The sequence below is a fragment of the Arthrobacter sp. OAP107 genome (assembly GCF_040546765.1).
Lineage (GTDB): Bacteria > Actinomycetota > Actinomycetes > Actinomycetales > Micrococcaceae > Arthrobacter.
In genome coordinates, this window is record NZ_JBEPOK010000001.1 from 614,067 (window position 1) to 627,795 (window position 13,729).

At 66.6% G+C, this 13,729-nt stretch carries 11 protein-coding genes and 1 tRNA gene; 5 read left to right on the forward strand and 7 right to left on the reverse strand.

Annotated elements, in window-relative coordinates:
• Positions 1-13 precede the first annotated feature (13 nt).
• Entirely contained in the window at positions 14-1,591 is a 1,578-nt protein-coding gene (locus ABIE00_RS02815; RefSeq protein WP_354256459.1) for a molybdopterin-dependent oxidoreductase, read from the reverse strand.
• Between the two features lie 140 nt (positions 1,592-1,731).
• On the opposite strand from ABIE00_RS02815, the gene purD reads away from it, so the two are divergent.
• Together purD and ABIE00_RS02825 are read left to right on the forward strand one after the other, a co-directional pair.
• A complete protein-coding gene (purD, locus tag ABIE00_RS02820; RefSeq protein ID WP_354263248.1) occupies positions 1,732-3,063 on the forward strand; it encodes a phosphoribosylamine--glycine ligase in 1,332 nt (443 codons plus the stop codon).
• 2 nt (positions 3,064-3,065) lie between these two features.
• On the forward strand, positions 3,066-4,004 hold the full coding sequence (locus ABIE00_RS02825; protein WP_354256462.1) for a phosphoribosylaminoimidazolesuccinocarboxamide synthase: 939 nt from the start codon (positions 3,066-3,068) through the stop codon (positions 4,002-4,004).
• 75 nt (positions 4,005-4,079) lie between these two features.
• On the opposite strand, the gene ABIE00_RS02830 is transcribed toward ABIE00_RS02825, so the two are convergent.
• Positions 4,080-5,342 (reverse strand): helix-turn-helix domain-containing protein, encoded by a 1,263-nt coding sequence (locus ABIE00_RS02830; RefSeq protein WP_003797893.1) that lies wholly within the window; start codon positions 5,340-5,342, stop codon positions 4,080-4,082.
• A gap of 133 nt (positions 5,343-5,475) precedes the next feature.
• Between ABIE00_RS02830 and ABIE00_RS02835 the strand changes: the two genes are divergently transcribed.
• Together ABIE00_RS02835 and ABIE00_RS02840 are read left to right on the forward strand one after the other, a co-directional pair.
• Positions 5,476-5,709 (forward strand): hypothetical protein, encoded by a 234-nt coding sequence (locus tag ABIE00_RS02835; RefSeq protein WP_331572037.1) that lies wholly within the window; start codon positions 5,476-5,478, stop codon positions 5,707-5,709.
• A gap of 100 nt (positions 5,710-5,809) precedes the next feature.
• Positions 5,810-6,172 carry a hypothetical protein gene (locus ABIE00_RS02840; protein WP_354256465.1) on the forward strand — a complete coding sequence of 121 codons (363 nt, stop codon included), beginning with the start codon at positions 5,810-5,812 and terminating at the stop codon, positions 6,170-6,172.
• Positions 6,173-6,276: 104 nt separating this feature from the next.
• Here the strand turns inward: ABIE00_RS02840 and ABIE00_RS02845 are convergent.
• From ABIE00_RS02845 to ABIE00_RS02865, 5 genes are all read right to left on the reverse strand, one after another.
• Positions 6,277-6,353 (reverse strand) — tRNA-Pro (locus tag ABIE00_RS02845).
• Positions 6,354-6,447: 94 nt separating this feature from the next.
• Entirely contained in the window at positions 6,448-8,292 is a 1,845-nt protein-coding gene (locus tag ABIE00_RS02850; RefSeq protein WP_354256467.1) for an ABC transporter ATP-binding protein, read from the reverse strand.
• Complete coding sequence (locus ABIE00_RS02855) at positions 8,289-10,106, reverse strand: ABC transporter ATP-binding protein (RefSeq protein WP_354256469.1); 1,818 nt, start codon at positions 10,104-10,106, stop codon at positions 8,289-8,291. Before ABIE00_RS02855 ends, ABIE00_RS02850 begins: the two co-directional genes overlap by 4 nt.
• A 127-nt stretch (positions 10,107-10,233) precedes the next feature.
• The gene (locus ABIE00_RS02860; protein ID WP_502914189.1) at positions 10,234-11,181 is read right to left on the reverse strand and encodes a metallophosphoesterase; all 948 of its coding nucleotides are present in this window, start codon (positions 11,179-11,181) and stop codon (positions 10,234-10,236) included.
• A 2-nt stretch (positions 11,182-11,183) separates the two neighbouring features.
• On the reverse strand, positions 11,184-13,535 hold the full coding sequence (locus tag ABIE00_RS02865) for a transglycosylase domain-containing protein (RefSeq protein ID WP_354256472.1): 2,352 nt from the start codon (positions 13,533-13,535) through the stop codon (positions 11,184-11,186).
• 37 nt (positions 13,536-13,572) lie between these two features.
• Between ABIE00_RS02865 and sp36 the strand changes: the two genes are divergently transcribed.
• On the forward strand, positions 13,573-13,728 hold the full coding sequence (gene sp36, locus ABIE00_RS02870; RefSeq protein WP_003797879.1) for a Sp36 family protein: 156 nt from the start codon (positions 13,573-13,575) through the stop codon (positions 13,726-13,728).
• The last annotated feature ends 1 nt before the right edge of the window (position 13,729 follow it).

Sequence of the window (13,729 nt, forward strand, 5' to 3'; positions counted from 1 at the left end):
ATGGTGCGGGCCCCTACTCAACCGTGACCATGACCGACTGCCAGCCGGACGCGCCGTCGGGCACGGGATCGGCGCGCTTCTCCGTCTGCACCTCTCCGCTCCCGTCCGTGGCGCGCACCTTGATGTAGTGCGGGCCGGGCTTGGCGTCCCAGGTGAAGGACCACTGCCGCCAGGTGTCCACGGAAGCCTCGTCCGAGAGTACAGCGGCAGTCCAGCCGCCTTCGTCGATCTGCACGTCAACCTTGGTGATGCCCCGGGTCTGCGCCCACGCGGTGCCGCCTATGGGCACCTTCCCGGCCGGGACCGTGGCGAAGGATTTGGGCACCTCCACCCGGGCCATGGTCTTGATGGGGCCGCGCTCCGACCAGCCGCGCTGGGTCCAGTAGGCCTTGCTGTCGGCGAAGCGGGTCACTTCCAGGTCCACCACCCACTTGGTGGCGGACACGAAGCCGTACAGTCCCGGCACCACCATGCGCACCGGGTAGCCGTGTTCCAGAGGCAGCGGTTCGCCGTTCATGCCGATGGCGAGCATGGCGTCGCGGTCATCCTGCAGGACTTCCAGCGGCGTGGAGGCGCTGAAGCCGTCGATGGAGGTGGAGAGGACCATGTCGGCGCCGGCGGTGGGCCTGGCCCGCTTGAGCACCTCGCGGATGGGAAGTCCCAGCCACTTGGCATTGCCGGCAAGGTTGCCGCCCACCGGATTCGAGACGCAGGTGAGGGTCACGTGGGACTCGATCAGGTCGGCGCCGAGCAGGTCCTGGAAGGTGAGCCGGACTTCCTGCTCCACGAGCCCGTGCACCCGCAGTTCCCATTCCTCGGCCCTGATCTCCGGAACGCTGAGGGCGGTGTCGATCCGGTAGAAGTCCTTCCCGGGCGTCAGCCACGGCGTCACGCCGGGTGTGGCGGACTGCACCCCGGCGGGCACGGCGGCCGCGGGCCGGGCCGGCGCCGGCAGCCGGAGGGACTCCCGCGCCTGGGCCACATTGCTGCGGGCGGCGCTGAGCAGCCGGCCCCCGGTGGCGGCGATGCCCGCCGCGGCGGCCGTGAGGCCGGTCGCCGCGAAGAAGGCGCGCCGGGACGTGGCCGGGCGCTCAGGCTCCTTGGCCGCCACATCGGCAGGAGAATCAGGAAAAGCCCGGAGCCGCCACAGCCGCGGGACCAGCAGCCGGAGGACAACCAGCCCGGCCGCGGTTCCCACCAGCGTGGGCACAGCATCCAGCGGCCTGACGCCCGCGCGGGTCACCACGCCGGCCACGATCACCGCGCCCATGAACAGCACCCCCGCTGCCCCAAGCGACCAACGACGGTACGCCACCACGCCCAGCACGCACGCGAGTACCAAGATCGTCAGGCCCATCCCCACGAAGAGCGCGGCCTTGTCGTTGGTGCCGAACGTCTCAACCGCGAAGTCCTTCAGCCACGGCGGAGTGAAGTCAATGAACGTCGAGCCCAGGGCTATCAGGGGAGTGGCACGGGCCGTGAAGAACGCCCCCACCAGTTCCGCAACGGAAAGGACAACGGCGGCAGCGGCCACCCCGGCGAGGGCCGCCAGTGCGGCCGGTCCCCTAAGCCAGATCATCAGCTTCTTCATGACATGGGTTCGTAGCAGCAGGCCACCCGGATGGTCCGCCGGCCACAACTGGGGCCGCATCACACCCGAGTGCCTATCACAACTGAATGCCGGGCCTCAGCTTAGGAGCCAGCACGCTGCACAAAGTACCCTTGGAGACTGTGAAGGTACTCGTCATTGGCCCCGGTGGCCGCGAACACGCCATTGTCCGCTCCCTCCTTGCCGACCCCAACGTTTCGGAAGTCCACGCGGCTCCGGGCAACGCCGGCATCAGCAAGCTCGTCCCCACGCACGCCATCAACGGGAACGATCCGGACGCAGTGGCGGCGCTCGCCACCCGGCTCGACGTCGACCTGGTGGTCGTTGGCCCCGAAGCCCCCCTCGCCGCCGGGGTTTCCGACGCCGTGCGCGACGCCGGCATCCCGGTGTTCGGCCCCAGCAAGGCTGCCGCCCAGCTCGAGGCCTCCAAGGCCTTCGCCAAGCAGATCATGGCCGAGGCAGGCGTTCCCACCGCCATGGCACTCGTGGCCGCCAACGCGGACGAGGCAGCCGCGGCGCTGGACACCTTCGGCGCCCCCTACGTCGTCAAGGACGACGGCCTGGCCGCCGGCAAGGGCGTGGTGGTCACCAACGACCGTAACCATGCCCTGGCCCACGCCCAGAGCTGCTTCGACGCCGGCGGAACCGTCGTCATCGAGGAGTTCCTGGACGGCCCAGAGGTCTCCGTGTTCGTCCTGTGCGACGGCCGCAACACCGTGGCCCTGTCCCCGGCGCAGGACTTCAAGCGCATCTATGACAACGACGAAGGCCCCAACACCGGCGGCATGGGCGCGTACACCCCGCTCGACTGGGCCCCGGACGGCCTGGTCCAGGAGGTCATCGAACGCATCGCACAGCCCACCGTGGACGAGATGGCCCGCCGCGGCACGCCGTTCGTCGGCGTGCTGTTCGTCGGCCTCGCGCTGACCAAGCGGGGCACCCGCGTCATCGAATTCAACGTCCGCTTCGGCGACCCCGAAACCCAGGCGGTCCTCGCCCGGCTCAAGACGCCGCTCGGTTCCCTGCTCCTGGCAGCCGCCAAGGGCGAACTGGACCAGGCAGAAGAGCTTCGCTGGTCCAAGGACACGGCAGTCGCCGTCGTCGTTGCTTCCGAAAACTACCCGGACACCCCGCGCACGGGTGACCGCATCCGCGGGCTCAAGAAGGTGGATGAACTGGACGGCGTGCACGTGATCCACGCCGGAACCAAGCTCGACGACGAGGGCAAGGTGGTCTCCGCAGGCGGCCGCGTGCTGGCTGTGGTGGCACTGGGATCCGACCTCGTGGAAGCACGGGAACGGGCGTACGACGGCGTGGAGCTGGTTCAGCTCGAAGGCGCCCAGTTCCGCACGGACATCGCGGGCAAGGCCGCACGCGGTGAGATCAAGGTGTCGGCCCCCGTCGGGGCCCCGTCGGCTGCCCAGGCCGGCGCCGCTTCGGACGAGAAGGCGTGACAGTGGCTGAACAGGAAGGCCCCCGCGGCCTGGACACACCGCACACCGAGCTGCCCGGCTGGAAGCACGTCTACTCCGGAAAGGTCCGCGACCTGTACGTCCCGGCCAGCGACTCGATCAACGAGCAGTTCGGGCAGGAATGCGTGCTGGTGGTGGCGAGCGACCGCATCAGTGCCTACGACCACGTGCTCAGCAGCGAAATCCCGGACAAGGGACGCATCCTGACCCAGCTGAGCCTCTGGTGGTTCGACCAGCTGGACGTGGAACACCACGTGCTGGCATCCACCGTGGCGGACGGCGTCCCGGCCGAGGTCGAGGGCCGGGCCATGATCTGCAGGAAGCTGGACATGTTCCCGGTGGAATGCATCGCCCGCGGCTACCTCACCGGCTCCGGCCTCGTGGAGTACCGGCAGTCCGGCACCGTCTGTGAGATCCCGCTGCCGGAAGGACTGGTGGACGGCTCCCGCCTGGAGCACGCCATCTTCACCCCGTCCGCCAAGGCCGAGGTGGGCGAGCACGACGAAAACATCACCTACGACGCCGTCGTGTCCATGGTGGGTGACGACATCGCCGCCCGACTGAGCGAGCTGACCCTGGGCATCTACACCAAGGCAGAGGAGATCGCCCGCGAACGCGGCATCATCCTGGCCGACACCAAGGTGGAGTTCGGCTACGACGTCGTCAACGGCACCATCACGCTTGGTGACGAGGTCCTCACCCCGGACTCCTCCCGCTTCTGGGACGCCGCCACGTACGAGCCCGGCAAGGCGCAGCCCTCCTACGACAAGCAGTTTGTCCGGGACTGGCTGACCTCCGCCGAATCGGGCTGGGACAAAGCCTCCGACACGCCGCCGCCGGCCCTGCCCGCCGACATCGTGGAGCGCACCCGCGCCCGTTACGTCGAGGCGTACGAGAAGCTGACCGGCCGCACGTTCAGCTAGATTCGGCGAAATCCAAGGCAAAAGGCGCCCGCTTCGGAGGGCGCCTTTTGCCTTGGCTTCTGCTGGCCTCTGCTGTCAGCTGGCTTCGGCCGCGGCGGCGCGGCGCTGGGCGAGCCGGATCTCCAGCACGGCATCGAGGGCCTGCTGGACGCGGTCCTGCGCACCGGCCGCGCTGAACTCCTTCTGCGCCTCCTCCAGGTGCACCAGTGCCTCATCCGCTTCGCCCGCGGCCTTCAGCGACTTGCCCAGGAGCAGCGAAACCTCGCCGGCCGTGTGCCTGGCGAGATCCGCGCGTTCGGCGTGGATATCGCGGAGCTTCTGCACGGCGGCCACAATGTCGCCGGTGAGGTAGAGCCAGCGGGCGCGGATGAAGGCCACCTCCAACTGGTCCGTCTTGTTCCCGCCGACGATGGACAGTGCGAGTTCGGCGCGTTCAATCGCGGACAGGGTTTCCGGCTCCACGATGCCGGAGGACAGTCGGACGGCGGCCGACGCCTTGTTGAAGCGGGCCCAGAGCTCGATGTCGTTGGCGGGGGAGAGCAGCTTGGCGGCGCGCTCGTGGTGCTTGATGCCCTCCGGATAGTCGTGCCGCATGAACGCGACGTTGCCGATTACCCAGGCCACTTCGCCGGCGAGCTGCGACATCGAGTGCTCGTCCATCTGCTCGTTCATGTCCTGGCAGTACTTCCAGGCCTCGTCCAGCCGGCCGCTCTCAGCCAGCGCGCCGATCAGGGCCCGGAGCGCGCCGATGATCAGCGTGGAGCCCTTGGGCAGCTGCGCGCACAGCTCCACCGCCTTCTCGGCGTGTTCGACGGCGGTGCTCAGCTGGCCCTGTCCGTGGCACAAAGCGGCGAGCATCTGGCGCGCCCGGACCCCGAGGCCGGCGGATTCGGTGGCCATCGGATGCTCGGACAGATGCTCCATGATCTTCTGGCATTCCTTGAGCTGGCCCTGCTTCATGAGGCATTCGGCCTGCATGTAGGTCATGTTCCACCAGGCGCTGGTGTTCTTGCCGTCGAGGGCGATCCGGGCCGCGTTGGCGGCATGTTCGGCGGCGAGCGCGTAGTCGCGCAGGTCCCAGGCCTGCCGGGCGTACAGTCCGGCCAGCACGTATTCGGCATCGCTGACCGAGATGGGCTGGCTCCACGCCTCGAGTGCCTTGGGCGCGAGCTCCAGCCTGCGGGCGAGCTCTTCGATGACGTCGGCTGTGGGTTCCCGCCGGCCGGTTTCCAGTAAGGAAATGTAGCTGGGGGAGTAAAGATCCTTGCCCAGTTCGGCCTGGGTCAGTCCGCGCTCCAGCCGCTCAGCGCGGAGCTTCTCCCCGAATCCGTTACCCACTGGGGTTCCTCCTATTCCGGACAGCCTTTGTACAGAATGCTTGACACCCTCTGTGGACAACATTTTACAATGTATGTCAACAAGGACTGTGCTGACTTGGTAACGAATCCGACTCGTATTGAGGAACTCTCACATGTTGAAGAAGATAGCAGCCGCCGCCGTTTTGGCGGGGGCCCTCGCATTTTCTGCTGCGGCTCCCGCCGTTCTGTCTGCAGGCTCGATCGCAGACAACGCGGGCACCTCGGTTGCCATTGGCAACTGGCCGGATCCGATGCGCGTCAAGGACGTGAACAAGACCACTATCGGCAATTGGCCTGATCCCATGGTGTCAGAGACCACCATTGGCAACTGGCCTGATCCCATGTAAACAGCTTCCATGAGGAGAACGGTCCCGGAACATGCGCACATCATGTTCCGGGGCCGTTTTTCTTCCCGGAAACAGCAGCCGTAACCGAGGAGTGGGGACCATGACACGGACAGCACGAAGAGCGGCCGACGGCCTGCAGCGGACCTTTTTTCTCTGGACCATCGCCGGCACCTCGCTGATCGTGGCCGCGGCTGCCGGTGCCGCCATAGTTGAGGTGTTCCGGGGAACGGCCGACGCCGGGACTTTCGTCTGGGGGATGATCGGCATTGCGGCGCTGCTGGAATCGGTGGTGCTTTTCGCCGTCGGTCTCCGTTTGCGCCATCGCTACCTGAATCAGGTCCAAAGCTACGACAGCCGCGGCGGTTACCTGCCGGATGACGGATCCCGCAGGCCAAGGATCACATTGCTGGGTGACGGGCAAGCCACCCCGAACATCAACCACCAGAGCCTTGGCGGCAGTTGAGCCCGGACGGCCTCAACTGGGTTGGCCGCGGGCGGTAACTGAAGCGACAGAAAGAAAGCAGAAACAGAAAGAGGGCCTCCCCTGGGGGAGGCCCTCTTTCCTTGTGGTCGGGATGACAGGATTTGAACCTGCGACCTCTTCGTCCCGAACGAAGCGCGCTACCAAGCTGCGCTACATCCCGATCCGTTGCTGCGAAAGCAACTAAACAAGGATATCCGATACCGGGGCCACATGCGAAATCGGGGTCGGAAGGGACCCGAGACGGACCGCCAGGCTCAGACCAGCGAGTCCTTCCAAGCGGTGTGGAGCCGGGCGAAGCGGCCGTTGCCGCCGATCAGTTCGTCCGGGATTCCGTCCTCCACCACCTGTCCGTCATGGATCACGAGGACCCGGTCCGCGGTTTCCACCGTGGACAGCCGGTGGGCGATGATCAGCGCCGTCCGGGCGCTTTCCCTGGAAGTTCCCTTGCCGTCCGTGCCGCGCAGCAGCCCGGCGAGCCCGCTCTGCACGAGCCGCTCGGACGGGATGTCCAGCGAGGACGTCGCCTCGTCCAGGATCAGCACCGCAGGCCGGGCGAGGAACGCGCGCGCGAAGCTGATGAGCTGGCGCTGGCCCGCGGAGACGCGGCCGCCGCGCTTGTTGACGTCGGTGTCGTAGCCCTCGGGGAGCTCCATGATGAACTCGTGCGCGCCCACGGCCTTCGCGGCCGCCTCGATCTCCTCGCGCGGCGCGTCCGGCCTGCCCAGGGCGATGTTGTCCGCCACAGAGCCGCTGAACAGGAAGGCCTCCTGGGTGACCATCACGATGTTCCGCCGCAGGTCCGCGGTGGCCAGCTGGCGCACATCCACGCCGTCGAGCATCACCGAACCGGCGGACACGTCATAGAAACGCGCTATCAGCTTGGCCAGCGTGGACTTGCCGGCCCCGGTCTGGCCCACGAGCGCCACGGTCTGGCCCGCGGGAATGGTGAGGTTCAGGGCAGGGATGATGAGCGGGCCGCTGCCGTAGCGGAATTCGACGTCCCGGAATTCGACGGCCCCGCGGGCATCGCGCAGTTCCACCGCGTTCCGCGGCGGGCGCACCGTGGGCACTTCTTCAAGCAGGCCCGAGACCTTCTCCAGCGCGGCCTGCGCGCTTTGGAAGGAGTTGTAGAACATGGCCATCTGGTCTACGGGCTGGAAGAAGCGCTTGGTGGAGAGCATGAGGGCCAGCAGCACGCCCACGGCGAGGTCGCCGGTCAGCACCCGGAAGCCGCCGAACAGCAGCACGGCCGCCACGCAGACGTTGCCGATCAGCACGAGGCCCGGCTGGAAGATGCCGTTCAGGTTGATGGAACGGACCGTTGCCTGCCGGTAGTCCTCGGCGAGTTCGCCATAGCGTGCGGCGTTTTCGCGCTCCTTGCGGAAGGCCTTGACCGCGCGGATGCCCGTCATGGTCTCGATGAAGTGCACGATCAGCCGGGCCGAGACCACCCGGGACTGGCGGAACGCGATCTGTGAATGCTTCTGGTACCAGCGGGCCAGGAAGAACATGGGTACGGCCGCGGCCAGCACCACCAGCCCGCTGCGCCAGTCGAGGGCGAAGATGGTGGCGGCGGTGAACACCATGAAAAGGGCGCCCGAGGTAAGCGAGCTGACTCCCGAGTCCAGAAGTTCGCGCAGCGCTTCGAGGTCCGAGGTCTGCCGGGCGATGATCCGTCCCGACGTGTACTTTTCGTGGAATTCGAGGCTGAGCCGCTGGGTGTGGCGGAACACCCACAGCCGCAGGTCCAGCAGCATGGCCTGGCTGAGTTTCGCCGTCGATGTCACGTACAGCGCCGTGAGCCCCGCCGCCGCCAGTGCTGTGGCGAGGTAGGCGAAGCCGGTCAGCACCAGCGGGAGGCTGTTGCCGGCCCGGAGCGAAGGCAGCGCGTGGTCGATGCCGAACGCGATCAGCGCCGGGCCGGCCACCCGGGCCGCCTGCGACAGGACCACCGTGGCGATGGTGAGCCAGAACCTGAGCCGCACGGGACGGATCAGCGACCCCAGCAAGGCGAGTGACCGGCGTCGTACTGCCTTGCTGTCGCTCTTGCTCAGGTGGGCGTTGTCCTCGTTGGCAGTGCCGAAGGCTGTGGCACTCATCGGCTGACCTCCTCTGCGTCGTCGAGGGCGGAGAGCTCGGAGTCCAGGTCGCGCGGCTCCGTTTCCAGGCTCGCGATCACGTAACGGTAGTGGCTGTTCCCGGCCAGCAGTTCGGTGTGGGTGCCGACGGCGGCGATGCGGCCATCCTCCAGCAGCGCCACCCTGTCGGCCAGCGCCACGGTGGACGGCCGGTGGGCGACGATCAGCGTGGTGGTGCCGGCCAGCACCTCGCGCAGCCGGTTTTCCACGAGCTCCTCGGTGTTCACGTCCAGGGCAGACAGCGGATCGTCGAGGACCAGCACGGAGGGCCGGGCGGCGATGGCCCGGGCCAGGGCGAGGCGCTGGCGCTGCCCGCCGGACAGGCTGAGGCCCTCCTCGCCGATAAGGGTGTCCAGCCCTTCCGGCAGTGAGTACGCGAAGTGCGCCTGCGCCGTGTCCAGGGCCTCCGCGAGGATCTTTTCCCGGGTGTCGGTGTCCCCGGACTGGACGCCGAGCAGCACGTTATCGCGCACCGAGCTGGAAAAGAGGGTGGTGTCCTCGAAGGCCACGGCCACGAGGGTACGGAGCTCCTCAACGCTGTAGGCCCGCAGGTCCACGCCGTCGAGTTCGATGGAACCGGACGTGACGTCGTAGAGCCGCGGCACGAGCTGCAGCAGTGCGCTCTTGCCGCTGCCGGTGATGCCCACCAGCGCCATGGTTTCGCCCGGACAGATATCCAGCCTGATGTCCTTCAGGACCGGTTTGTCCGGGGCATCGTCGAAGGCGAACGTCACGCTGTTGAAGCTCAGGGAGCCCTTGACGTCGGCGGGGCGGCGGGGGTCCGCCGCGCTGGTGATGGTGTTCGGCGAATCCATGACCTCGAAGTGCCGGTCCAGTGCCGTCTTGGCCGTCAGCGCCATGGCCAGCAGCATGCCCGAGAACTCCACGGGGGCCGCCATGACCGCGGCGGTGGCGAAGAACGCCACGAGGGATCCGATGCTGAGCTGGCCGCCGGCGGCGAGCAGAATGCCCGTAACCAGGCCTGCGCCCAGTGCCAGCTCGGGCAGGAGCGTCACCACCATGCTGAAGACCGCCTGGTGCCGTGCCTTGGCGATCTCTGTCTGCCTCAGTTCCTCGGCCTGGCCGTTGAAGGTTTCCAGCGCTTCGCGGCTGCGGCCGAAGGCCTTCAGGACGCGGATGCCGTGGACAGACTCCTCAACGGTGGTGGCGAGGTCGCCGGCCTGGTCCTGGCTGCGCCGGGCAACCTTGCTGAAGCGGGTCCGGAACCGGAAGCCGTAGACCATCACGGGTCCAGCGGCGGCGAGGAAGATCAGGGCCAGCTGCCAGCTCATGGTGAACATGACGACGACGCCGATCACCACGGTCAGGGTAGTCACCACCAGCATGATGGCCCCGAACGCCATCCAACGCCGGATGAAGTTGAGGTCCGTCATGGCGCGGGAGAGCAGCTGGCCCGAGCCCCAGCGGTCGTGGAAGGCGACGGGGAGGTCCTGCAGGTGGCCGTAGAGCGAGACCCGCATCCGGGTCTCCACGGTGGTGGCCGGGTTGATAACGAAAGTGCGGCGCAGCGCAACCAGTACGGCTTCGGCGACGCCCAGGGCAAGGATGAGGCCGGCCGAACTCCAGACGGCTCCGGCCGTAGCCCCGGGGCGCAGGGAATCGTTGATGAGTCCGCGCAGCACCTGCGGAATGGCGAGGGCAACCACGCTGGCAAGGAGTGCGGACAGCAAGCCCATGATCAGCCGCGGCAGGACCGGCTTCACATGCGGGTAGAGACGGCTGACGGATCGAAAAAATGAACTCTGCTTGGCCATGCCCGCTTCTCGAACTGATGTAGTTTCCCGTAGCAACTACCCTATGCCATGGCGGGCACCCTTCACAGGTGATCAGTCTCCGGACGACCAACAGCTCGCCCGGACGATGGAGAGCGTCAGCGGTCGGTCAGGCGCGCGGGGTGAGCGTCAGCAGGACGGCCTCGGGCTTGCAGGCGATGCGGACCGGCGCAAAGCGCGAGGTGCCGATCCCGCCCGAGACGTTGACCGGCGTCGTACTTCCGTTGCTGCTCCATTCGTGGAGGCCCTTGGCCCGCCAGGTGGGGATGTCGCAGTTGGCGACGACGGCGCCGTACCCGGGGATGCACAGCTGGCCGCCATGCGTGTGGCCGGCCAGGAGCAGGTCCGCGCCGTCCTCGGTGAAGTGGTCCAGGACCCGCTGGTACGGGGCATGGATGACGGCGATGCGCAGGTGGTCCTTGGCGTTCTGGCCCCTTGTGCCGCGCGGCCAGCCGGCATACCGTTCGCGGTTGAGGTGCGGATCATCCACGCCGGAGAAATCGAACCGCATGCCATTGAGCACCAGGGACTGGTGACGGTTGGTCAGGTCGATCCAGCCGGCCATGCCGAAACCGGACCGGAGGCGTGGCCAGTCGAGTTCCTCCCGGTCCGGCGCGGCCTTGGAGGGCCCCATCAGATAGGCGGCGGGGTTCTTCAGTTTGGGTGCGTAGTAGTCGTTGGAGCCCGGAACAAACACGCCGGGGAATTCCATGAGCGGTGCCAGCGCATTGAGCAGCGGGTCCACGGCCTTGGGGTGGCTAAGGTTGTCGCCCGTGTTCACCACCAGGTCCGGCTTGAGCGCCGCCAGCGACTGCAGCCACTCGGCCTTGGCCTTCTGGCCGGGAACGAAGTGGATGTCGCTCAAGTGCAGAATCCGGAACGGTGCCCGGCCCGCCGGCAGGACCGGGACGTTCTCCTCGCGGAGGACGAACTGGTTCTTCTCCCACAGCCCGTAGGCTGTGGCGGCGAGGGCTGCCGCGGTACCCGCGCCTGCGGTGACGGCAAAGCCGCGCCCGATGCTGCGGACGCGGCTTGCCACGCGTGTTAGGTCAGTCACGGTCAGCCGTTCCCCTTGGTGCTGTTGCCGTTGCCATTTCCGTTGCTGCTGTTGTCCTTGTTGCCGGTACCTCCGGTGCTTCCACCGGTGTTGCCGCCCGTATTGCCACCGTTGTCCGCACCCGTGTCTCCGCCGGTGGAGGGGTTGTTCGGAACCGTGGGCTCGAACTGCGGAGTGCCGTACAGCAGGTTCGACGGCGGTTCCGGGAAGGGTTCCGTGCCGTAGCCCGGGGCAATCTGCGACATGAAGTTCGAGAACATCGGCCCGGCGATCATGTAACCGTCGATGCCGGTGTAGAACTTCCCGTTGACTGTCACGTTCTGCCCGGCCCGGCCCTGCGAACCGAGCGCGTCACCGAACCAGGCCGCGGTGGCCAGGCCCATGGTGTGTCCGACGACCCAGGTGGAGCCGTTGTTGTTGGACGTACCGGTCTTGGCCGCGATGGGGAAGTTGGTCAGCGTGGAGATCCGGGGCTCAATCAGGGATCCCGACCCCTCGTTCAAAACCTTCTGCAACGCATAGTTCACGCCGCGTGCCACCTCAGGTTTGAGGGCATCCCGGCAGGCCGGGGACTGTGCCGGCAGCTGTGCGCCGGTCTGGTCGGTCACCGAGGTGATGGCAATTGGGGCGCAATACTTGCCGTCGTTGGCGAACGTGGCAAAGGCGCTTGCCATGGTCAGGGGTGAGGTCTGGGTGGAGCCGAGCAGGTTGCCAAGGGTGGTCATGGTGATGCTCGGATTCGCATCGACTATCGCGTTGGTGTCCTTGTCGCGGGTCGGCAGGCCGCCGTGCAGTCCGACGGCGTCCACCACCTTCTGGATGCCGCACAGGTCAACCTGTGAGGCCGACGCGAACGTGGCCGTGTTGATGGAATTCTTCAGGCCGTCCAGCACCGTCATGGGGCGGTAGTAGCCCTCCTCGGCGTTCTGGAGGTCGTCGGTGCCGTTCGTGCTGTCATACCAGCCCACGGTGGGGGTGGGGCAGGTGTTCTGCCACGGGAAGTCCTGAGGGTACCGGCGCTGCGCGGCGTTGACGATGGTGTTCATCGACTTGCCCTCGTTCAGCCACTCGGCAAACGTGAACGGCTTCATGGTGGAGCCCGGCTGCGCGCCGCCCAGGCCGTTCAGGTCATTGCCCTGGTCGTCGTACTGGTCAACGCTGAAGTTGATCTGCGAATCGAACTTGCCCTTGCCCGCAAACCACGAGGTGTTCTGGGCCATGTTGGTGATCTTGCCGGTGCCCGGTTCAACGGACACCAGGGCGGCGCCCCACTTGTCCGGGTTCGTGCCGGCAGCGGCGTTCACCTGGTCCTGCGCGGCCTTCTGCGCCTTCGGGTCCAGGGTGGTCTTGATGGTCAGGCCGCCACGGAACACCTTCTTCTCACGTTCGGTGGCATCCGCACCGTACGCCGGGTTGTTCAGCAGAAGGTGCAGGACGTAGTCACAGAAGTACGGCGCGGTGGGCGAGTAGGCGCAGCCCTGCCGTGCCGGGGTCACCTTCGGCTTGACCGGAGTTGCCACGGCCGCGGTGTACTGGGCCTTGGTGATCTTGCCGTGGGTGAGCATTGCACTGAGCACCAGGTCCCGGCGCTTCTTGGCGTTGTCCGGGTTGGTGATCGGATCGAAGGCGGACGGGCTGTTCACGAGGCCGGCGAGCAGCGCGGCCTGGGGGAGCGTCAAATCCTTCGCGGTGGTGCTAAAGAAGAACTTGGAGGCGGCCTCAATACCGTACGCGTCACGGTTGAAGAAGACGATGTTCAGGTAGCCCTCAAGGATCTGCTCCTTGGTGAATTTCTTCTCCAGGGCGATCGCGAGCTTCATTTCGCGGAGCTTGTCGCCGACGCCCTTGTTGACGCCGTTGAGCTTGATCTCGTCGGAGTTGCCCTCCGCTTCAAGGTTGGCGTTCAGGACGTTGTTGACGTACTGCTGCGTGATGGTGGACGCGCCCTGCTTGTTGCCGCGCGCCGTGGCGACCAGGGCGCGCAGGATGCCGGTGGTGTCTACGCCGCCGTGCTCGTAGAACCGGCTGTCCTCAATGGAGATCACCGCGTCCTTCATAAACGGGGAGATCTGGTCCAGCGGAACGCGGGTTCGGTTCTCCGCGTACAGGTTGGCGATCACGCTCCCGTCCGCGGCCAGGACCTTGGTGGACTGGCTGGGCGGGTCCACCTGGAGTTCAGCGGGCAGGGTGTCAAAGAATTCGATCGAGCCGCTGGCTGTGCTGCCCGAAACCGCGGCTGCAGGAACCAGCAGGCCGGCCACGAGGACGCCACAAATAGCGCTCACGCCAAGGAAGCCAAAAATTTTTCCGAGGGTGGTGGCCGTGTCGAATATGGGGTTCTTACGAGTCGCCATGTTCTCCAGTTTACCGGCAACGATTAGGCTTTATTTCATGACCAAATGGGAGTACGCCACGATTCCGCTCATCATCCACGCCACGAAGCAGATTTTGGACCAGTGGGGAGACGACGGTTGGGAGCTTGTTCAGGTAGTCCCCGGACCCGACGGCAACGGCCTTGTCGCCTACCTTAAGAGGGAGAAGCAGTAGC